This window comes from Paenibacillus sp. FSL R7-0312 (assembly GCF_038004445.1).
GTDB lineage: Bacteria > Bacillota > Bacilli > Paenibacillales > Paenibacillaceae > Paenibacillus_AQ.
In genome coordinates this window covers 1,879,839-1,900,634 of the sequence record NZ_JBBORE010000001.1, presented here as the reverse complement: position 1 = coordinate 1,900,634, position 20,796 = coordinate 1,879,839, and the positions used below count along the sequence as shown (strand labels likewise).

The 20,796-nt window shown below is 49.2% G+C and carries 16 protein-coding genes; all 16 read right to left on the bottom strand.

Going from position 1 to position 20,796, the window contains the following annotated elements; all coding sequences use genetic code 11:
• Nucleotides 1-76 precede the first annotated feature (76 nt).
• Nucleotides 77-643 (bottom strand): DUF6470 family protein, encoded by a 567-nt coding sequence (locus tag MKX70_RS08245; RefSeq protein ID WP_340839853.1) that lies wholly within the window; start codon nucleotides 641-643, stop codon nucleotides 77-79.
• 15 nt (nucleotides 644-658) lie between these two features.
• Nucleotides 659-1,576: a flagellar hook-associated protein FlgL gene (flgL, locus tag MKX70_RS08240; protein WP_039302670.1), complete on the bottom strand. Its 918-nt coding sequence runs from the start codon at nucleotides 1,574-1,576 to the stop codon at nucleotides 659-661.
• Nucleotides 1,577-1,590: 14 nt separating this feature from the next.
• On the bottom strand, nucleotides 1,591-3,186 hold the full coding sequence (gene flgK / locus MKX70_RS08235) for a flagellar hook-associated protein FlgK (protein WP_340839851.1): 1,596 nt from the start codon (nucleotides 3,184-3,186) through the stop codon (nucleotides 1,591-1,593).
• 57 nt (nucleotides 3,187-3,243) lie between these two features.
• Nucleotides 3,244-3,744 (bottom strand): flagellar protein FlgN, encoded by a 501-nt coding sequence (locus MKX70_RS08230; protein ID WP_340839850.1) that lies wholly within the window; start codon nucleotides 3,742-3,744, stop codon nucleotides 3,244-3,246.
• A 12-nt stretch (nucleotides 3,745-3,756) separates the two neighbouring features.
• On the bottom strand, nucleotides 3,757-4,044 hold the full coding sequence (flgM, locus tag MKX70_RS08225) for a flagellar biosynthesis anti-sigma factor FlgM (RefSeq protein WP_039302663.1): 288 nt from the start codon (nucleotides 4,042-4,044) through the stop codon (nucleotides 3,757-3,759).
• Between the two features lie 106 nt (nucleotides 4,045-4,150).
• Nucleotides 4,151-4,558 (bottom strand): TIGR03826 family flagellar region protein, encoded by a 408-nt coding sequence (locus MKX70_RS08220; protein ID WP_340839849.1) that lies wholly within the window; start codon nucleotides 4,556-4,558, stop codon nucleotides 4,151-4,153.
• 142 nt (nucleotides 4,559-4,700) lie between these two features.
• Nucleotides 4,701-5,579: a ComF family protein gene (locus tag MKX70_RS08215; RefSeq protein WP_340839848.1), complete on the bottom strand. Its 879-nt coding sequence runs from the start codon at nucleotides 5,577-5,579 to the stop codon at nucleotides 4,701-4,703.
• A gap of 62 nt (nucleotides 5,580-5,641) precedes the next feature.
• A complete protein-coding gene (locus MKX70_RS08210; RefSeq protein ID WP_340839847.1) occupies nucleotides 5,642-7,882 on the bottom strand; it encodes a helicase-related protein in 2,241 nt (746 codons plus the stop codon).
• A 480-nt stretch (nucleotides 7,883-8,362) separates the two neighbouring features.
• Nucleotides 8,363-8,806 (bottom strand): hypothetical protein, encoded by a 444-nt coding sequence (locus MKX70_RS08205; protein WP_340839846.1) that lies wholly within the window; start codon nucleotides 8,804-8,806, stop codon nucleotides 8,363-8,365.
• A gap of 320 nt (nucleotides 8,807-9,126) precedes the next feature.
• On the bottom strand, nucleotides 9,127-9,849 hold the full coding sequence (locus MKX70_RS08200; RefSeq protein ID WP_042240243.1) for a response regulator: 723 nt from the start codon (nucleotides 9,847-9,849) through the stop codon (nucleotides 9,127-9,129).
• 4 nt (nucleotides 9,850-9,853) lie between these two features.
• Nucleotides 9,854-11,011, bottom strand: coding sequence for a sensor histidine kinase (locus MKX70_RS08195; RefSeq protein WP_042141753.1), 1,158 nt, complete (start codon nucleotides 11,009-11,011; stop codon nucleotides 9,854-9,856).
• Nucleotides 11,012-11,068: 57 nt separating this feature from the next.
• Nucleotides 11,069-13,801 (bottom strand): stalk domain-containing protein, encoded by a 2,733-nt coding sequence (locus MKX70_RS08190; RefSeq protein WP_340839845.1) that lies wholly within the window; start codon nucleotides 13,799-13,801, stop codon nucleotides 11,069-11,071.
• A 232-nt stretch (nucleotides 13,802-14,033) separates the two neighbouring features.
• The gene (locus MKX70_RS08185) at nucleotides 14,034-18,083 is read right to left on the bottom strand and encodes an Ig-like domain-containing protein (protein WP_340839844.1); all 4,050 of its coding nucleotides are present in this window, start codon (nucleotides 18,081-18,083) and stop codon (nucleotides 14,034-14,036) included.
• 216 nt (nucleotides 18,084-18,299) lie between these two features.
• Nucleotides 18,300-19,502 (bottom strand): methionine adenosyltransferase, encoded by a 1,203-nt coding sequence (gene metK, locus MKX70_RS08180; RefSeq protein WP_042240251.1) that lies wholly within the window; start codon nucleotides 19,500-19,502, stop codon nucleotides 18,300-18,302.
• 202 nt (nucleotides 19,503-19,704) lie between these two features.
• Nucleotides 19,705-19,977, bottom strand: coding sequence for an alpha/beta-type small acid-soluble spore protein (locus tag MKX70_RS08175; RefSeq protein ID WP_340839843.1), 273 nt, complete (start codon nucleotides 19,975-19,977; stop codon nucleotides 19,705-19,707).
• Nucleotides 19,978-20,169: 192 nt separating this feature from the next.
• Nucleotides 20,170-20,739, bottom strand: coding sequence for a hypothetical protein (locus MKX70_RS08170; protein WP_340839842.1), 570 nt, complete (start codon nucleotides 20,737-20,739; stop codon nucleotides 20,170-20,172).
• Between the last annotated feature and the right edge of the window lie 57 nt (nucleotides 20,740-20,796).

Here is a 20,796-nt window from a genome sequence, read left to right as displayed (position 1 = left end):
TCACCTGTATTTAATATGATACATAAACAGCAGAAAAGCTATAGAAGCGCTCTCTGGCACATCTATAGCTGTGAAGCTACATCTGAACATTCACTTCTGGCGGAATATACTGCACCGAAGCATACTGTTGCATATAAATATTTAGCTTGCCCCGTGTGTACTCGGTCTCCGGACGGTGTCTCTCCACTTGAATATCAACTTGTGCCGCCCGGAAGCTTATTTCAGGAGCCCTAGTGTCAAAATAAATATCAACATTGTCATAGGACGCTGGTCCGAGAGGCTCGGGGAATGAGTTGGGCTCGGTATCTGTACCGTAGATTTCAGCAATGGTATTCCCAGCCTTAAAAAACTCAGCCATCCGATTCCCTTGCTCAACTTTCCGGGCCAGACCTTGAAGGTATAGCTGCTGAATACCTGAATAAATTCTCTTATTCATATCCAGCACACTTCCGCCATTATAAGCAGCGCGTGCCCGGCTCTGGTCAATTGTAAGCTCCGGACGTGACGACTGAATGCTTAACTCTCCAGGTATAGTTGTGATGTTAACTTCAGCCTTTGGTTGAGTGATGGAGAACGTGCCGGGATCAGCATCAATACCAATCAGAGCAGGTGTCTGTCGAATTTGCAGGATAGGCTGCAGCAACGGGCATCACCTCCGTTATCTAATGAAATCTACTAAAGTTGTAGAGATAATCTTAGCACCCACAGAAAGTGAAGCATTATAAATATTCTCTTGAATCTTGGATTTCATAATGAGCTCTTCGTAATCTGCATCCTCGGTCTTAGCCTGAAGGTCTGTCAGATTTATGTTCAAATCACTCAGACGATCTTGCATTAATTCTACACGGTTAGTCTTAGCGCCTATTTCGGAGCGGGCTGATAAAATAGTCTCTACGCGAGTATCAATTTTATCAAGTTGGCCGGAAACAGCTGTAATGTTGCCAGATTTCAAGCCTTCAGAAATATTATTGATGATAGAAAACAGATTGTCTGCTTCCCCCGTATGACCAAATACATCATTACCTGTCATATTGATAGGCATTTGTACCCCTTCACCTACAATATACTGAATTTGTCCAGAATCTGTCGTGACTTCCTTAGTGGTATCGTAAGTTCCATCGGCACTCTTAGCAAATTCATATGGCTTGACATCATATTTCTCGCCATTGAATACGTATTTTCCGTTTAATTTGCTGTTCGCAATGTCCACCAGTTGTTCTTTAAGCTGCAATACCTCTTCGTTGATGCTGTCCAGAGCTGACTGAGGGTTGCTTCCTGTCGCAGCCTTCACAGTAAGTTCTCGCAAACGTTGAACTACATCTCCTGCCTGTCCCAATACAGTGTCATTATAATCAAGCCATGACAGTGCACTATCTACGTTCTTGGTGTACTGTTCATTCGAAGACAGCTCCGCACGGTAACGTAAGGAATACGTGATACCTACCGGATCATCGGAAGGCTTGTTGATTTTGCGGCCGCTCGCCAGTTGCAGCTGCGTATCGTTCATTGTGCGTGCATTGCGGTTCAAGTTAAGCAACAGCTGTGAACTCATCATATTGGAGGTGACTCTGAGCATTGTATGTTCCTCCTTTATCTGCCGACTGTGCCGGTAGAATTAATCAATTTGTCTAGCAACTCATCATAGGTTGTCATGAAACGTGCAGCAGCACTATAGGCATGCTGGAATACTAGCATGTTGGACATTTCCTCATCCAGAGATACTCCGCTTACTGACTGCCGTCGGGAATTCACTTGGTCCACCAGATAATCGGCGTTGCTTGTCTGGCGTGTGGCTTCTTGGGATTGAATTCCTAATTGCCCGACCATTGAGCTAAGGTAGGAGCCTACAGTACCTGATTTGAGGCCATCTGCTGTAGTGAAAGTATTGTTGTCCTTCATATTACTGAACAAAAGCGCCAATGTATTATTCCCTTTAACGACGGATACATTTCCGGCACTGTCTGTAGTGGTGCGAAGAGAAGTCGCAAACAGTGTAGGATCAGCAGCGATTTCGGGATTAAGCTTAAGATTGGCTGCTGTGATCGTCTCACCAGCCACAGAAGCTGTAAAGAATGGCCGCCCTGAGCTTCCATTCATCGCATAACCCAGTTGATGTAGTCCATTCAGACCTTTGACTGTAGTTTTCAAATCACCCGTCAATGGGATAGGCACTGCGCTCCCTGCTGGAAGAGAGGTTTTGGTTCCGTCGGCATTAATGATTTCTGAATCTTTAAGTACGGTGGTTCCTGCAGGTAAAGTTGAGCCTGTTGGAATGGTTACCTGTACTTCGCCGTTTGCGATCGTGTTGGCCATAGCATCGAGTTGCTTTCTATAATCTCCCACATAAGTTCTACTGGAAAAGATCATTCCATAAGCTTCGCCAGCCTTCAGGTCACCAGAAGCGTAAGCAGTATTCAAAAAGGCGCTGTCTACAGCCGCAGTAACCGTTGCTCCTTGAACCAGTTGCTGTGTGCCCAGTGATATGTTATACCCGGCATCGGTCTCCAGGATTGTAATATTGGCAATCTTGGATAGCTTGTCGGTCATCAGATCACGCTGATCCCGCAGATCGTTCGCCTGATCCCCCATGCCTTCTATTTTAGAAATAGATTGGTTCAAGTCAGCGATAGAGCTGAGGTAGCTCTGTATTTCTTTCCCTTTGACATCAACGTTGGTGCTGAGATCCCGATCCAGATTACTTAACTGTGTACTCATATAGTTCATCGCATCAGTGAGTGACTGTGCAGTCTGTACTACAATTTTGCGGGCTGTTGGATCTTCCGGGTTCTTGCTGAGATCTGACCAGGATTTCCAGAAATTATCAAGCACTGTACGAATACCGGTATCCGAAGGCTCATTAACGATGGCTTCCAGCTTATCTAGCGTATCCGATTGGATGCTCCAGTTGCCGCTGGCGGAATTCTCTCCACGGTACTGATCGTCCAGAAACATCTCACGGATCCGCTCGATGGAAGTGAACTCCACACCAGTCCCCATCTGTCCCGGCAGTGTTGAGTTATTGAGACCATAGGCCTCGATAGGTATAGCCGCCTTCATATTCACACGCTGGCGTGTGTAGCCTTCCGTATTGGCGTTGGCTATGTTGTGGCCGGTTGTATTGAGCGCAGCAGTCTGGGTAAACAGGCTTCGTCTTGCTGTTTCTATCGAGTGAAATGTGGATGTCATGCTACTTGTTCCTCCCTTGTGATTGCTGCGGTGAAAGAGGCCATGAGGATAAACGGGTTATCCGCGGGCATCAAAAAGGCCCGGCCGAGTCACACTGCTGCCCTTGTCGGACGGATGATGGTATGTCATTTCCTGATTTGGTCTTCCGACAAGCAAATCCAGGGAATAATCTATAAAGGTAAGCGACTGCTCAATCAGCTTCTGATTCAGCTCATTGGCAAGTTTCAATTGCTGCAATGTGCCGGAAAGCTTCTGCTGAATATGCAGCAGGCGCGATTTGTCCTCAGGATCAAATACAAGGCGGGACAGCTCGGTAAGATTCAGATTCAGATTGGAACGGATTCCAACCCCCTGCAGAAAAGTAAATGCCGCTTCCGCGCGCTTCTCTTCCAGCTGTCCGATCACCTTCATAAGCTTGGACTCACGGTTCAGGATGTCGATGAGACCCTCCACCTTGTTGTCCATGATGGTCTGTTTCTTGACAACGGCCAAATCCAGCATTTGCACATGCGCTTCGTCCAGCCGCTCTAGCAATTCTAATAATGTCGTAAGTGCCATGGGTGTGTTCACCTAATTCTCGGAGGATTGCTTAAAGTAGGGGGCGAGTGTCTCTGCGAGCTTAGCTGCGTCAACCTGGTAGGTACCTGCGGATACTTGCTGTTTCAGGCTCTCGATCTTGTTCGCACGTTCAGCGTCAATCTTGCCGCTTTTCTGTGCCTGGAGCAGCTTAATGGCTTCATCCGAAATCGATACCTCGTCCTTGCGTGTGCTCTTCTTCATTTGTTCCTGCCTTTGCGATTCCGCACTCCGTTGATACGGGTTCATCGCGTTAATTCGTCCGGTCTCGTTAATTTTCATAACTTCCACCTTCCTTCTGATATAAAAAAGCCGATAATCTTTACTAAGTTTATCGGCCTCTGTTGAAACATTCTTTATAGCTGCAAACGTTTTTTTGCAGATTTAATTAGTTACGGAACTTGTCCACGGCGCGATATGCGGCATCCGAAGTCTTTTTGGGAGTGCTTTTGTCCACAGTTTCCTTGGCAGCATTTGCCAGATCTTTGGTCAAGCGGCTGCGGCAGCTGTCGCACATATGCCCGTCACGGATCAAGGTTCCGCAGACTTCGCAAGGGTACATCATGTTAGGTGCGTTCGCTATGGAAATTCGGCCCTCACGAATGAAACGGGTGATTTCCTTAATGGAGATCTCCGTGGCATCGGACAGTTCCTGAATATTAGTGCCTCTATTTTTGCGCAGGTAGTCTACACAGATTTCATATTCATGCTCTAACTCTTTGATACAAGGCTGGCACAGGTTCATTAAATTCTTAACATATAGCCGGCCGCATCTTGGACAATTATCTACATTCATTTCTACCGCGGCTCCCTTCCTTACATTCTGCACAGCTTATAAATATCTTATGCTAATAAGATTACATGATAGCTGAAGTTCCGTCTATGGTTAGTATCGGTTGTGGAGCAGGTTTAATTTAATTTGCGAACGGCCGAAACCGCTAAGAACGTGCCCATGTCAGACTGTATAACTCCGCCGCATAGCCCAAATCACCAATGAGCCGGTGAAGTGCTTCAGCGCAGGCCCGTATTGTGCTTCCAGTGGTGTAGATATCATCGATAATAATGATCTGCAGGGGGCGCTGCTGAAGCGGGGGAGCCATTGAATCCATTTGTTCTTTCAAACTTTGCAGAATCTTAGGATCTGTATTCCCGGCAAAAACCTGCTTCATATCGGCCAGCCGTTCACTTCTGCTTTTGAAGCTCTGTTTGCCGGTATGCCGGGTACGAATCAGCAGCGGAAGCTGCGGAATCCCCCTCCGTAGAGATAATACATCTGCCAGTTGCTCCGCCTGATTAAACCCTCTTTCAGCCAGGCGGGCTGAGCTTACAGGCACAGGGACCAGCAAATCGGCTTGCCATAGGGCCGGGTGAATAAGAAGATAGTTTGACTTTGCTGAAAAAGGTTTACCCGGAGATATATCCAGTAGCGGAGCATTTCGCCCTACCTCACTCTGCTCTTGTTGAAGTATAGCATATGCTTTGTCCAGCATCAGGCCCAGTGTAGGGGCCAAGCGTTCATTCCCTCTGTATTTGTACTGACCCAGCAGCTCGCGCATCTCATTTGTATAGGCCACCGCGCTGCGGTTGCAGCGGATCGGTACAGGCTCGCGGCTGCGGCTGCAATCCGGACAGCCGACATGGCGACCGCAGGTCTGGCACCGGGGACAGCGGATCCATGGGATCCCTGTATGGCAGCTTACGCAAATTCCCGGCAGCCCGGATGAAGGACGGCCTCTTTTACCACAGAACAGACATTGAGGCAGGGTAGGAGCGATTAACAATTGGGCATTTTTAATCCATGACATTATGGAATTCATCTATAACCTCCTTCAGGTGATGTGCACATTATTATGACTAAAAGAGTAGGAAGCTTCTTATCTCACAGGTATCCCTGTCTATGGGCAATGGCGTTCATGCTGCGAATCTGTGAAATGGCTCTGCGCTGTGACTTGCTCCACTCAGCTGAAGCGAATACGACGTGGCCGTCCGGATCATCTTTAGAGCGTCCTGCCCGGCCCGCCATCTGCACCAGAGCTGCTTCGTCAAACAGGCTGCTGTCCGCATCCAGAATAAATACATCACTGCGCGGAATCGTAACTCCCCGCTCCAGAATTGTCGTCGTTACCAGGAGTGAAATCGTACAATTGCGGAACTCCCGAACCTTCTCTGCTCTATCCGGATCTTTGGAGGAGGTTCCTTCCATAGGAACGCCAGGGAAAATACGCCTTAAAAGCTGCAGCAGTCCAGCAATGTGGGCAATCCGCGAGACAAAGAGAAAAGTCTGTGCTTTGCGGTTAAGAGATCTTTGCAAGGCGCGGATCAAACTTCCAGGGAGTCTCCCCTGCTTCAAACAACGGTGCAGCGGCGGCATATGTAAATGCACTGGGACCGGCAAGGGATGACCGTGAAAGCGGACGGGTACTCTCGCATGAGGTAGTCTTCCTGAACGGGCGAGGCGCTGTAATTCGGCCGGTGGTGTGGCTGAGAGAAAAATGAAGGATCCAGAGGACTTACAAACCTGCCCGGCAGCGTAGGCCAGCATTGGATCATTGTGATAGGGAAAAGCATCGAGTTCATCGATGATGACCAGGTCAAAAGCTTGATTGAACCGCAGCAGCTGATGGGTTGTAGCCAGCGTTATGTTGCTCGCGCTCCAGCGGTCGTCGCTGCCCCCATACAGCACGGCGGGGATGTCCGCCGGGAAGGCCTTGGCCAGACGCGGCGCCAGCTCCAGCACGACGTCGCGCCGCGGCGTTGCAATCAGCGCCCGGCCTCCGGCTGCGAGCGCCGCCTCCAGGAGCGGGAACGTAATCTCCGTCTTTCCCGCTCCCGTCACTGCCCAGAGCAGAAACCGCTCTGGGCCGCTTACGGCGGAGCGCTCCCGCGGCTCCGCCAGGAACCCCAGCGCAGCGGCGGCCGCAGCCGCCTGCGCTGCGCTAAGCCCCCACCGGCGTGCCGCTACGGTGGGGGAGACGCCTGCCGTGCAGCGCACGGCAGGCAACGGCGCGCTGCGCAGCAGCAGCGCGCAAGCCCGGCTGCGCCCGAGTGCGAGGCAGGCCTCGCAATAGGCGCAGCCGGCAAGGCCGCACGCGGCGCAGGCCGTGCGGCCCGTGGGTACGCTGCCGCAGCGCAGGCAGCGTGGTGCCCCGCGGCGGGCGGCAGCGCCGCGCCGGGGCAGGCGCAGCAGCAGCAGCAGGCGAAGCGCTGCACCGCGCAAGAGGCGGCCGGTGACCAGTGGGAACCGGCCAACAGTCAGGAGCGGTCGGGAACCGCGCCCGGCAACTGTCTCGCTCATTCGCTCCATCACTCCCCCGCCTTGCTCCCGGTTGCTTATCCGCTCCGTCTCTTTCCCGTTCTGCTTCATCATCCTCCTCCACCCCAGCACTCCCCCGCCTTGCTCCCGGTTCTCTGTCCGCTCCGTCTCTTTCACGCTCTGCTTCACCTTGCTCCTCTGTCCCATCACTCCCCCGCCTCGCTTCGGGTCATTATAAGCAACTGCCGCCTCAATCCTTATCCGTCCCTGAAGATGCGCCAGCTGTGCGGCTGAGGGCCAATTCTCTGCCAGCTCAGGCAGCCGTTCTGCCACCAAAGCTTCCGCTTCGCCCTGCAGCAGGGAACGGCCGGCAAGTGCTCCTGCCAACTGATTAGCCGCCGCTGCCAATGCAGCGTGGCCGCCCCATCCAAATAAGCTTTCCTTAGGAAACACCTGCGGACCACCGTAGTTCCCGGCACGTGCAGTCTCCTTCACACCTTCTTCCGTCCAGGCCAGCATGGATTCTGGAGCGATATTCCCTTCTGTCAGCCACTCCTCTTCCCGCAGACCTCCCTCCTCCTGTTCTTGCCTGATTTCAGCCTTCAAGCAATTGGCAACATACCCTTTCCAGTCCTCCTTCTTCCATAGCCTCATGGCAGGGGAAGCTCTAAAGCCCTCCCGCAGCTTCACCCCCCAGCCTAACGGGAGCGATGGTGATAACAGCACAAGCCTGTCCGCTTGCCCGCCGCCCCAGCCTTCACCTCCATTTCCCTCAGCATTCCACCACAACCTGTCCACAGCCATGTTTAGCGATATCCTGATCTCCCAAGCGGCATTGCACTCTACCGCATATACTGCTACTCTCATCAAATCCCTCCCTCTCTCCATCAAAGTGGCTCATCACCGAGACCATAGATTGCGATCCCCCCGAATTCACACTAAATTTCTATTCCGCGATAGCCGTGACTACAGCAAACGTTTGGACCCCGGTCACTGTCAGGTTTGGATTTAGATGTACTTAACAGCAGATGGTTTAACTGCAGTTACTACAACTATTTATTATTGTCACGGCCTATTTATCCACTAAAGTGTATTTCGTACAACTAAAATCCGGAAAAACAGCAGTTTGGCCTCATGTCCGCAATAATAAATGTACGAAGTGCAGCTATCTCCGGATATCCTGTCTAAATCTGAATAATAGCTGCACGAAATACAACTAAAGCAGTTGACCTTAAGTTTGGTGTCCGGCTGAACCACTAAGCAATCCGTGTTTGCTCGCAAACACCAAAAAGCACACTCCCCCATCAATGGAGAGTGTGCTTCACCCGTTGCCGACATATTTAATTATCATTCCCCATGCTTCGATCCGTATCCCCTGCTTCCCGGCAGCCGCATCATCTTCAGCGGAAAAGGCTGCTCCTGCGTCCGCAGATCCAGTACGTTTTCCTTCCGGTGCTCCGCTTCGTGAAGAGTGTTGTAGTGCGGCATTACCGGAGCGAACCTGATAGACGAGCCGCTGCATTCTAACCTTGAGGCAACCTCCAGCGTTCCATCCAAGGAACCATCATCCATCAAAGTGACATACAGCGGTCTGCCCATCCAAAAAGCATAAACTGCGAGCATTCGGATATACCATTCCACGACAGCTTCATGATTGCGGGTGATCAGAATATAATGAAGCCGCTTTCCAGGCCGCATTGCCTCCCGGCTCTCTTCCCTGCAATGCAGAATATGAACAAGGGCTGCTGCGGATGCATAGATAGACACAATCGAGATTAACTGGGCGATCATGGAGATGCACCTCCCTCTTATACCGACACTATATGCCGGTGATAAACGGACGGTGACAGCCCAGCCTGCCGGGACAACTAACCCGGTTATTCTGACTCTCTATATATCGCAAAGCACAGAATTTCTGCCTTCCTACAAGAAGTCAGGTTAGAGCTTCCGGTTTCGGGTACATATTTAATTCAGCATTTTGCAAAATTCGAATATCATGCGGACTGAAACAATACTTTAATTGCAGCTAGACGGCTGCAATTAAGTTATGTACCGTTTTATAAGGATCATTAGGATTCTCCAAAACGCTCAGTTAAAAGTTTACGTATGAATTATAATGTTACCCAGCCATATTTGATCGAATTGATAACAGCCTGCGTGCGGTCGTCGACTTCCATCTTTTGCAGAATGCTGCTGACATGGTTTTTGACGGTTTTTTCGCTGATAAAGAGGTATTCCCCAATCATCTTGTTGCTCTTGCCTTCAGCCATAAGGCGCAGCACTTCTGCTTCGCGGCGGGTCAGCGGATTGTTGTCGCCTGCAACAAATTTCACGCCTGCTTCCTTAACCGGAGTCTCGGCCATGGCGCCTGTCTCGTTAAGATACGTCATGCGGCGCAGCTGATTGATCAGCTTGCCGGTTACCTTGGGATGAATGAAGGCATGGCCTTCACATACAGAGCGGATCGCATTAATAAGCGACTCTGCCTCCATATCCTTCAGCAAATATCCATTCGCACCCTTGCGCAGGGTTTCGAATACGTAACTTTCGTCATCATGGATCGAGAGGATAATCACTTTAACATCCGGGAACATTTCCCGCAGCTTCTGTGTAGCCTCCACACCGTTCTCAATAGGCATATTAATATCCATCAGCACGATATCCGGCTTGTTGATATTGCAGAATTCAAGCACCTGGATGCCGTCACCGCACTCACCTATGACTTCAATGTCGTCCTCCATATTCAAAATTCGTTTAAGCCCTTCACGAAACAACTGATGATCATCCGCCAAAAGAACCTTTATGGGCGTTTTTCCAGAATTCTGGTTTTCCATCACATTACTCCTTTCCTTTGTCCACATTCGTCGGAATGTGAATTATGATTGTTGTGCCCTGGTTCTCTGCTGACTGTATTTCCACTCTACCTTCCAGCAATTCCACACGTTCACGCATTCCCACCAGCCCAAAGCTTTCACGGTTGGCTTGCTCACTGATCTTTTTCACATTGAAGCCTAAGCCATTGTCTTTCACTACGATCTTAATTAACTGTGCCTGATACGTAATTTCCACCAGAACATAACTTGGATAGGCATGCTTCGCCGCGTTGGACAAAGCTTCCTGAACAAGACGGTAGACTGCAGCCTCCATGGCTGAGGACAGCCGGTGCTCTTTCCCCCTTGTTTCAAAAGAAGTGCGGATCTTCGTCTTCTCCTCATAATCATGCACGTATTTCCGGAGTGTCGGAATCAGTCCTAAATCATCGAGGGCCATCGGACGGAGATTAAAAATCACTTTACGCATTTCTTCCAGGCTGTACCTTACCTGCCCCTTTAAGTCTATTACTTCGGCTTGTACCAGCCCAAATTCCTGCTTTACCAGCATTCTTTCTACAATTTCCGTCCTTAGGACTAGATTTGCCAGCATTTGAGCAGGACCATCATGAATTTCCCGGGCAATTCTCTTCCGTTCTTCTTCCTGGGCCTGGATTATCTTGAGTCCAACCATTTGCGTGTTTTTCGCAGATTCGACAATTCTCGTCACTTGGCCTAGTTCTCCAGACAGATATTCCAGGACAACGCTCATTTGCGAACCAATCGATTCGGCCCGCTCCACAGAATTTTCGACACTGCGAGCCCGCATTTGCAGCTCATCCCGTCTGCTCCGCAGGTAGGCTTCCCTCTCCCTCGTCATCATCAGCTCTAACTGAAGCTCCGTCGCTTTCTCGTAAGCCACCCGGATATCCTTCTCCGTGTAGCGGACAAAGTCCCGGCTGACCTCGGTCAGCCGGATCCGGGAGCGGTGGTACTGCAGCTCCAGCTTGTCTACCTTTTGCAATGTTTCATCCGTTTCTTCCATAACCCGCTGCAGTTCTTTGGTGAGTGCAGCAAGCTCATCACGTGCAACCTGCAATATTTCAAAAATCTGATACTTGCTGCTCTCCATCACGTCGATGGTATTCTTAATGACGCGATCAATCGCATCGGCTTGAAATTCCACGGATGCTTGCCCCATTTCTATCGGATCGTATTAAAGGCTTTCCTTTATACTAACATATCACGATTCGATAGTTACGGTCTTCGTTATCTGTTCCCATTTTACAGTGAGTCCTAGCTGTTCTGTCACGAGTCTAAGCGGTACTAAAGTCCTGCCATTCAGGATTAAAGGCGCCACATCAGCACTCTGGCGTTTCCCGTTAAGCAGGAATTCCTTCTTGTTTACCGTCAGATCCAGTGCTTTCGCTCCGCGAAGCACCATGATCTTCTTGGTATTCTGATCCCATATGGCATTCCCGCCAAAGGCATCAAGCACATATTTAATCGGCACATACGTGCTGCCATCCTTTACAATCGGCGCTACATCAATCGCCTGCTTTGTGCCGTTTACAAGCATCGACTTGGCTCCGATACTCATGGACGCCGTTCCCTTAGGCAATCCGGCTTCACTGGACAGCGATGGCATAACGAATGAAATATTATCAAAGGCTACCGTACCTGTCTTAGCCCGCTCGTCCTGGCCTTCCTCTACATTTACCACGTAAAGTCTCTTTAGGGAAGCTGGGAATTTAATCCCTGAACCGGAAAGATCAATATTGAGGTTCTTCCAGCCATTCCAGTCGATCACTTTGGCCAGATCAATATACGCTGTTGCCCCGCTGGCATCCGTTACCTCTGCACGCAGCCAGTTAAGACTCATATCCCCCATCACGTCTACGGACATAGACGTTGCCGTTGCCGGAATACTCTTACCCGTTGTTCCGTTGAACTGGGCATAAGCATACATTTTTCCGGTGCCAGCCGTCATGTCATAGCTAAGCGATAATACATTCGAGCCCGCCCGTTCCGCGCTGCCCGGGACAACTGCCGCCGTTCCCGTTACCCCCGCCGCGTTGGTCGTGAAGACAAATGGATACGTGGCATTTTCAAAATCCTCCCAAGCCGTTGACGCCGCTGCAGAGAATACAACAGCTGTGCTGAAGCCATCATAACGGGCTATGGCATAACCGGTTGTTACCCCCGGATCCACGGATTCCACAGTAAGCTTACCGTCACCTACATTGCCCTTAAAGCCGATAAACTCCCATTTCAGCGATGCAGCCGGAACGGCAATCGTTGCCCCGCTCGTCGACACTGCATGAACTGGAACAGATACCGAGGCTCCTGCTATCAGCGGTGCAGTCGTGGTGCCGGCAATCAGACTTGTCAGATCCTCTCCGCCCAGAACGGTTACTTTAGTCTCTGCACTGGCCGAACCGCTGGTTGCTTTCAGGTTAACGGTTCCCGCCTTGACTGCGGTTGCTTCCCCTGCATTCACCGTAACACTGCCGCCGCTGGAGCTCCAGGCAGGATTAGCTGCAGCTACATCAATTGGATTGTAGTAAGTATCATAGCCTTTTAGAGAATACGTAGCTTTTTGACCGATTAACAATACAGAACTGCCGCTGATTTTAATTCCTTTCACTTCACCTTGTGGAGCAGAAGTATATACACCAAGGCCGTTAACGATGCTGCGCTGCTCTGTGCCGTATTCTGTATTAAAGGTTAGGGTAGTGGATGTTTCCGCAAGCGGACGGTCTACCATCGTTGTAGAGCCCCCTCCGTCCAGGTTGATCCCTTTCCAGACACCGATATTGGTCATGAACGATTGCAGCTCCGTCAGAGACAGTCCTGCACTATTGTTATTTTTCTCGGCTGCAATGACATATACATATCGTCCATCCTCTGAATAACCCAGAGCTGTGCGGGCACGATACCCGCCGATGCTGCTGGTGGAGCGGGAGAAGGTCGCCGCTTTCCCGTTATTTACCAGAATGGTATGCCCCCCGATCATCATCTGCAGTGTGGATGGGTCAAGCTCCTGCTGAGTAGTTTTGGAACGAAGCGTGTAGACACTGCTTAGCTTCTGGCCTACAACCAGATGAGCTTTTACAAATTGGGCTGCAAGCCCGTGAGTCCGCAAAATGTACGCCCCTTTAGGCACGGTTATCGGCAAGGCCGCGTCAGGGGAAATCTGGGTAACGATATCATTCTCTACCAGTACCTCTGTTGGTGTCGTAGAGCTGTTCTTAGGCCGCTCCAGTGCTGTCCAAGCATCTGTGTAGATATAGGCGGCATTGGCATGACTGTAGGTGGAACTGCCGCCCTCAGGGTTATAGGCCCCTTTATTGATGCCGGATAACGGAAACTGTGAACCATCCTCAGCAGTCAGCATGCCTTCGAATGTATATTCATCAATAACCGGCTTACGGTCTTTAGTCACAGCAAAAGCATACATTCCATCAAGCTGCGAAGGTGTAGATACTACAACTCCGCTTGATACTTGACCACCGATCGGTGCACCTTCCCCGCCGGTATTGAAGTAATCCCCGTTAACTGCGGCCACTGCTCCGGTTTCTGCCGCCATACCTCCGGTACTTTGCCGCGTAGTCAGATTACCGCCTTTGCCCGTCATTACATCTACAGAGACATAGGGGTTATTCAGATCGACCCGAACCACGTCAGCCAGCCCTGTTACACTTTTGCCGGACCGCACGGTCGTAAATTTATATTTCATCATCATCGCGCCTGAAGTAATGACTTCTTCGCTCAGCTTTGTCACTGAGAAGGAGGCTGTAGCAGCTTGCGCTACTGAAGCGGAGCCTAGACTGAATAAGGAAGGCCCAGTGCTTCCAATAACCGGCATGATCCACAATACGCCTGCTAACGAGGCAGCAACCCACTTTTTAGAAGATAGACTTTTGTTTCCCCGTACCCACTCGCTATTCTTTTTCCCCATGAAAACTTCATTCATTTCAGTATAACTCTCCCATCTTATTTACTCTTAATGTATAAAAAAATATCTCTATCAATAGTTCCTGCTATTCCATTACATCTTTAATAGACTGGTTATAGCCTAAAAAGTTGCGGAAATTGGCAGATTCCAACTCTATTTGAACCGGGGAAGCACCACATTTCTATCCATAGAAAAAAGCGTCCGGCCAAGGCCGGACGCTCACAGATCAAATATGACTGCTATATTCGGTTTACAAAAAACCTGCCATCGAAAGCATACGCTGCAGCATCACTGCAGCTTGGGCGCGGGTAGCATTGCCCTGCGGCTGAAATTCGGTGGGTGTCATACCGAGAATAATTCCCTGCTGGACCGCTTTGGCTACAAATTCAGCGCTTTGATTCTGAATCTTAGTCTTATCCTTAAAAACAGATAATGCTACAGAAGAGGTTCCATTCAACGTAATCGGCTTTCCGGAATACTCCATAGCCCGAATAATCATGATTGCCAGCTGTTCACGGGTAATATTATCATTCGGACGGAAGGTGGCATCCGTATTGCCGGTGATAATTCCTGCTTTAGCCGCAGCCCCGATATAATCACCGGTTTGTGTAGAGGGCTGCACATCTCTGAACCGCTGCGCCGTCTCACGGTCACCCAGCAGTCCCAGCCCCCGGCTGAGCATGACTGCAAATTCGGCCCGTGTAATTTTTTGCTCCGGCTTAAAGCTGCTGCCATAACTGCTGTCGATAATATTTTTAGCAGCTAGCAGGGAGACTATCGAATTACTCCAATGTTTGCTCATGTCACTGAACGTCCGGGTGGATAGAAATGTTCCAACCACCTGATTGCCGACTGTATTTGCCCGAATCACAGTATTGCTGCCAGCCGTGCTGATTTTGGTAGGCAGATAGGTAGCATCATAATATGCAAGATCCAGCCTGGCTGCTGAAACCTGATTACTGTTTAGTGTAGCAGTCGTACGTGCAGCATACTCAGCTGCTACGCTGAGTGCGCTGGCATTGGCATAGTTGCTGCTGACTGAAGCCGTCAGACGGATATCTGTTAAGCCCGTAATAGCCTGCAATCCTTGCGATTGCAGCTTTTGCTCAAATGGCGTAAATGTGTCTGCCGGAACTTTTTCTATCCTTAATATAAGTGAAATATTGCTGCTGTCTGCCACCAGGCTTGCCGCAAGGCTATTCATATCGACGTTATTCAAAGGCAAGGTATAGAGATGATCTCCAAAGCGTATAACCATTGTAGCCTTCTTATCCCGGTTCACTGCATTTAGAAGCGGCTTCAGCGGCAAGATCACATAAGCTGCCATTTCTGTAGAGGGCACTTCAAAAGCAAGCCCGGAAGTTCCCAGCTTGTACAGGTAATCATAGCTTGCTGTCAAACGGTCAGCAGTTAGTATATATCTTTTGACGGACTGGCTATATACAGAACGGTCATCTGCAACCGTTGCGGAATCACTTTTGAGCAGCGGATATTCCTGGCCGAATTCACTGGCAGCAAGTGTCCCCAGATATGAAGGGCGGCTGGAAGTACCCGAAGAGGTTCCTGTCCCGTTGTAGACTGAGAGCGCAGTGAATGAAGGCAGCGGAATTCCGCTGGCATCCGTTATCGCTCCGGATCCGGCCATATACGACAGATCCACAACTTGCCCTATTTTAACTATGGTGGACAACGTCAGCTTCAGCACATTTCCCGAGACATAATAGGACTGAACACCAACACTACTGCCATCTACCCGGACTCCAAACTGATTCGTATAGAGTGAGGCAGAAGATGCTTGCATATTCTTACTAAAGGTGACCGTAATCTCATCCCCCGAGATTGTAGCCGAACTAATGTCAGGTACAGAGGTTCCCGTACTTCCGGATATCGATACTGCCTGCAGATTAAGATAAGCTGCACGGTTACCGTTCAGGTCGCTGAGACCGGCACTGCCCGGTACATACGAAAGGCTAGTATATTGATTAAGGGCAAGCGTACTCTGGAGCGTAAGTGTGACCTGGGTTCCGCTTACCGAAATGCCAGTCACATAATTGGGAGTACTGGTACTGCCCACTAGAACAGAGAATTGACTGTTTAGCGGCAACGCCGATGAGGCTATTCCTTCATTATAAGTCAGTACTATTTTATTCCCTGTTCCAACAGCATTCTGGAAGACCGGTGCAGTGGTATCACTGGTATTCCGGATATAGAAATCGTTAAAATTAGCAATACTCTGGCCGTACTGATCCTGAAGCGGATAGGAGCCGGCGTAGTATGAGACTCGTATAGTCTGTCCGTTGGATGCAGCATTATTTAGGCTGAGGACAACGGAGCTGCCGCTAGAGCTGATGCTGTTCACTCCCAGGGAACCACCATCCGCATAGACATAGAATTGGCTATAGGCATTGGCAGAGACCGGCTTTAGGTTATCATTGAAATTCAGTGTCACTGTTTTGCCGGATAAAACTCCATCCCTTGGTGTAGGCAAGGCAGATTGAATTGAATTCGTAACCTGTTGTGATGTAAAGGTGCCGGCTGAGTTGCCGTGGCTATCCTGAATCGTACGTAAGCCGCCTGAATAACTTATCTTCACGACTTGTCCAACGGCTATTCCTGTAGAAAGGGTAATGTATACACTGTCCCCTTGAACATACACACTTTCTATTGTGCGTTTCTCCTCATTCACCGTCACCGCGAAGCTTGAATAGAGGAGAGCTACCCCCGAATTAAGCGTTTCGTTATATTTCAGACGGATCGTACGGTTGTTATCCAGCTGTGCCGACACAAGTGCAGGAGCAGTGGTATCCATTACCTCCGTCTGAAAGCTCCATGACGTCTTGCCGTTTATTCCGTCATATACCAGTCCTGCAGTATTTGCGTCTGTAAATACGCCTTTGGCGATATCAACATAATACGTTGTGGCTGGATCGAGAGTCGTATTCGGGCTGATAATGAACTCTTTGGCCGAAGCCCCATTGCTCACGTTAACGGGAACTTTGATGCCACTGCTTTTATAGAGCGTCACACCATCAATAATACCCTTGTTGTAGGCTGCATCTCGGTTAAAAGTGATTGTCATGGCTTTACTTATCCCTACAGATTCACTCCTGTCAGCAGGCGACAAGGCAGCAGCAGCAAGACCAGAAAGCGGAGTGGTTGTAAAAGTCCAAGTGTACGGACCCGAGGCCGGAAACACATTTCCGTCCCGGTCATAAAAAGCCCCTTGAGGGATCGTTACCGTGTAAGTCGTTCCGCTTAACAACGGAGAATCATTCGTAGCTGGTGTGAACGCAATAGACTTCTCCCCGCCACCAACTACAGAGGTTGAGTTCACATTAATCCATCTGGTTCTGGAATCATCCGGTGCGCCTGGAGAGACCGTAATATATCCGGATGCCGGCATCATAGGACGGTCAAAGTTCAGCCTGAACACTTCCGTTGTAGGTACGTTCACAGCACCTTTATCCGGAACTGTAGTTATATTCTTCGCCTCTCCGCCTACTGTAGAGAAGCTCCAGACATTTCCGCTGGAGATTCCGGCAAAGGTTCGATTATCGTCTGCTTTGAATGCATAGGAATCGATAAGTATATAATAATTGCTCCCCGCTGCTACTTTATTCGCGGTTATTGTCAGCTTCACCGTTGTCGAGGAAGCATCACTTTGCACATCTACACCAGGAACATCATCCCATATTCTGAATTCCTGAACGATGTCATTGTTGAAAGAAGACATTAGCCGGACAGTTCCGCCGCCCTTCAGCAACTTTTTATTCAATTTGAAGCTCAATTGGGTTAGCCCCGCTGCATCTACTCTGCTATTGTTCGCTGGTGTAAGTTCACTTGCTGCTATTGAGGTATCATTCTCAGGCGCTGTGACAAACGACCAGCTGGTGGCTGCAGACCCGTTACCTTCACTGTCTTTGAACAATCCTTGAGGGATCAATGCCGTGTATTTAGTATTGGGAGCAAGCTTCTTGTCTCCACCCCACTTAATATCATAAGCATTGGAGGTGCCTACCAGTCCATAACTGCCAATAGGAATCTCCACAAAGACTTCCTTCGATTCACTATTAGTAATAGTAATTTTCCCGTTCTGCGGAATTACCTGACGATCGAAGCTCAGTCTTAGATTTGCAGCCGTGTTCACATAATAAGCTCCTGCCGAAGGTGATACCGTAATGCCGAATTCAGCGGCTGCATAGACTGCCTGGTTTGTGAGTCCGCTCATGGGCTGCCATGTTCCCATCATCATGCTCCCTGATAGCATAATTGCTGTCCAGATTGAAATTTTCCTTTTCATGCCGTGATAGACTCCTCTCAAGCCATACTTTCGTCTTTTCATATATTCTTATATTCGGTTAAAGGGCTTCCAAAGTTTAGAAAAGTGCTTGTCCGAATCCGTGAATGTTCGACAAGTCCATGAACACAAATAACCCGCAAAGGCTGCTCCATTGGCCGGAGATTCGCCTTGCGGGTTTCTAATAAACACTTCTTCGTCTGAAATGATGTCTCTATATTAAATCCCTGCCTGGGCTTTCAACATATCTGCTTTGTCGACACGTTCCCAAGGAAGGTCAATATCTGTACGTCCAAAATGGCCATATGCTGCGGTCTGTCTATAAATAGGCTTACGCAAATCCAGCATGGAGATGATGCCTGCCGGACGAAGATCGAAGTTGCTGCTGATAAGATTCGCCAGCTTCTCTTCACTGATCTTGCCTGTTCCGTATGTATCCACATTGATCGAGACAGGATTAGCTACACCAATCGCATATGCCAGTTGAATTTCACATTTGTCAGCAAGGCCTGCAGCAACCAGATTCTTCGCTACATAACGTGCAGCATAAGCCGCAGAGCGGTCTACTTTGGTTGGATCCTTACCGGAGAATGCTCCGCCGCCATGACGTGCATATCCGCCATATGTATCAACGATGATTTTGCGCCCGGTCAGACCGGCATCACCCTGAGGACCACCAATCACAAAGCGGCCTGTAGGATTAATGAAATATTTAGTAGCTTCATCCAGCAGCTCAGCCGGGACAACAGGTAGAATAACATGCTCTTTAATGTCCGCCTGAATTTGCTCAAGAGAAATTTCTTCCGCATGCTGCGTGGAAACAACGATCGTATCTACGCGAACCGGTTTCTCATCCTGATATTCAATGGTTACCTGAGTTTTTCCATCCGGGCGCAGATACTCAAGAGTTCCATTCTTACGAACCTCCGCCAAGCGGCGGGCAATCCGGTGCGACAAAGCAATCGGAAGCGGCATAAGTTCAGGAGTTTCATTAGTAGCAAAACCAAACATCAAACCTTGGTCACCAGCACCAATATTAGCCGTTTCTTCAGCTACAAGGGCAGGATTCCGATTCTCCAGAGCTGCATTTACCCCTTGGGCAATGTCAGCCGACTGCTCATTTAATGAGCTAAGCACAGCACAGGTGTTAAAATCAAAGCCATATTTTGCACGGGTATAGCCGATTTCCTTAATCGTGTTACGTACAATTGCCGGGATATCCACATATTCGGACTTCGTACTGATCTCACCAATAACAAGCACGAGACCTGTTGCTACAGCTACCTCGCAGGCAACCCGGGCATTGGGATCGTTAGCAAGAAATGCATCGAGTACCGCATCGGATATCTGGTCACAGATTTTATCCGGATGTCCCTCTGTTACAGACTCAGAAGTAAACAAATGACGCCCTTTAATAGACATGTACAACAACCTCCCATATTGTTAGTCTGACACTGTATAAGGGGGCACCTTAGTAAATAACAGGCCAAATATATTAAGTAGAATAATAAGACTGATAAGCCGGTTTATTCAAAAAATGAACCTTTTCCGCATGGAAAAGGTCTAAGGCTTTCCTCAAAAGCCATATTATCTTATTTACCGGGTGCTGTCAATTGAAGGCAGCTTATGTGAAAAGAGACTGTTCCGCCTGTTTGATCAACCTCTTTGTAATTTCCCCGCCTACAGATCCATTATCTCTGGAAGTAAGGTGTCCCAGATACGGAGTATCACCCGTTGCACCCGCCCCGCCCGTCATTCCCAGCTCAGAAGCAAATTCCGTGTCCATGCCACCGCCATATGATGCTCCATATAGTCCAAATTCAGAAGCGATCTCATATTGCATTTGTTTCAGCATTGCCCGGCTCTCTGGTACAACTGTACGATTAGTTCGTGCCATGTTACAGCACCTCCTGTGAATTTTTTAAGATTACAGGTAGTATTGTGTGCGAATTCCAAGGGCCTCAGTCCGCTCAATGTTTGTCAGCTGTGGGAATGAGTTCCGGGTGTATGTTCAAGCATATTACAGGGCATTCTTAATATAAGAAGGAAAAACATTAGTTTACAGCTTACCAGTGGAATGTGCAAATACTCACTTCAAAGTATATGAGCCGCGGACCATCACAACAAGACCTAATGTCTGACCGTTCTGTACCGTGATTCCACGTCCATCCCGTGGGAAAGATAACAGGTGATTCGTAGGAGCAACCGCGCCGTTTGCCAGATCCACACCATCTGTCAGATCTGCCACACCATTAGCATCCTGGGAATAAATAATCGCTTTACCTGCGCGGACAATAAATTCCGCACCTGCACCGGCAATTAGAGTCTGGCCGGGTTTTACATCAACGATTTCGCTGGCATTCCCGGTGGTTCCGGTATTTCCAGTACCTTGAGTTGGCGCAGGTGTCGGAGCTGCAGTTGCAGCAGGTGCATTCGTTGCAGTTGCACTTGGAGCTTGCGTTGGTGTAGTAATGGTCCCACCTTGCAAAACCTTTTGAATCTGTTGATCTACATAACTCTTCGTTACAACAGGATCATCTGCTGTGCCTGGCTGTGAACCTACACCGGCACCTTCAGCTGTAATATTAAGCATCGAACCTGCCCATAGGCCACCAGCTACCAGTACCGAAGACATCGAGACTTTCCAAACCGTTTTCAACTAAATTCCTCCTCCACTCGGGATAAATGGCTATAAAAAAAGAATAGCCTCCGAAGA

What these genes read in the sequence shown, in the direction of transcription:
- flgL (WP_039302670.1), bottom strand. Translation starts at nt 1,576, where the DNA reads ATGCTCAGAGTCACCTCCAATATGATGAGTTCACAGCTGTTGCTTAAC.
- flgK (WP_340839851.1), bottom strand. Translation starts at nt 3,186, where the DNA reads ATGACATCCACATTTCACTCGATAGAAACAGCAAGACGAAGCCTGTTT.
- MKX70_RS08230 (WP_340839850.1), bottom strand. Translation starts at nt 3,744, where the DNA reads ATGGCACTTACGACATTATTAGAATTGCTAGAGCGGCTGGACGAAGCG.
- flgM (WP_039302663.1), bottom strand. Translation starts at nt 4,044, where the DNA reads ATGAAAATTAACGAGACCGGACGAATTAACGCGATGAACCCGTATCAA.
- MKX70_RS08220 (WP_340839849.1), bottom strand. Translation starts at nt 4,558, where the DNA reads ATGAATGTAGATAATTGTCCAAGATGCGGCCGGCTATATGTTAAGAAT.
- MKX70_RS08215 (WP_340839848.1), bottom strand. Translation starts at nt 5,579, where the DNA reads ATGAATTCCATAATGTCATGGATTAAAAATGCCCAATTGTTAATCGCT.
- MKX70_RS08210 (WP_340839847.1), bottom strand. Translation starts at nt 7,882, where the DNA reads ATGAGAGTAGCAGTATATGCGGTAGAGTGCAATGCCGCTTGGGAGATC.
- MKX70_RS08205 (WP_340839846.1), bottom strand. Translation starts at nt 8,806, where the DNA reads ATGATCGCCCAGTTAATCTCGATTGTGTCTATCTATGCATCCGCAGCA.
- MKX70_RS08200 (WP_042240243.1), bottom strand. Translation starts at nt 9,849, where the DNA reads ATGGAAAACCAGAATTCTGGAAAAACGCCCATAAAGGTTCTTTTGGCG.
- MKX70_RS08190 (WP_340839845.1), bottom strand. Translation starts at nt 13,801, where the DNA reads ATGAATGAAGTTTTCATGGGGAAAAAGAATAGCGAGTGGGTACGGGGA.
- MKX70_RS08185 (WP_340839844.1), bottom strand. Translation starts at nt 18,083, where the DNA reads ATGAAAAGGAAAATTTCAATCTGGACAGCAATTATGCTATCAGGGAGC.
- metK (WP_042240251.1), bottom strand. Translation starts at nt 19,502, where the DNA reads ATGTCTATTAAAGGGCGTCATTTGTTTACTTCTGAGTCTGTAACAGAG.
- MKX70_RS08175 (WP_340839843.1), bottom strand. Translation starts at nt 19,977, where the DNA reads ATGGCACGAACTAATCGTACAGTTGTACCAGAGAGCCGGGCAATGCTG.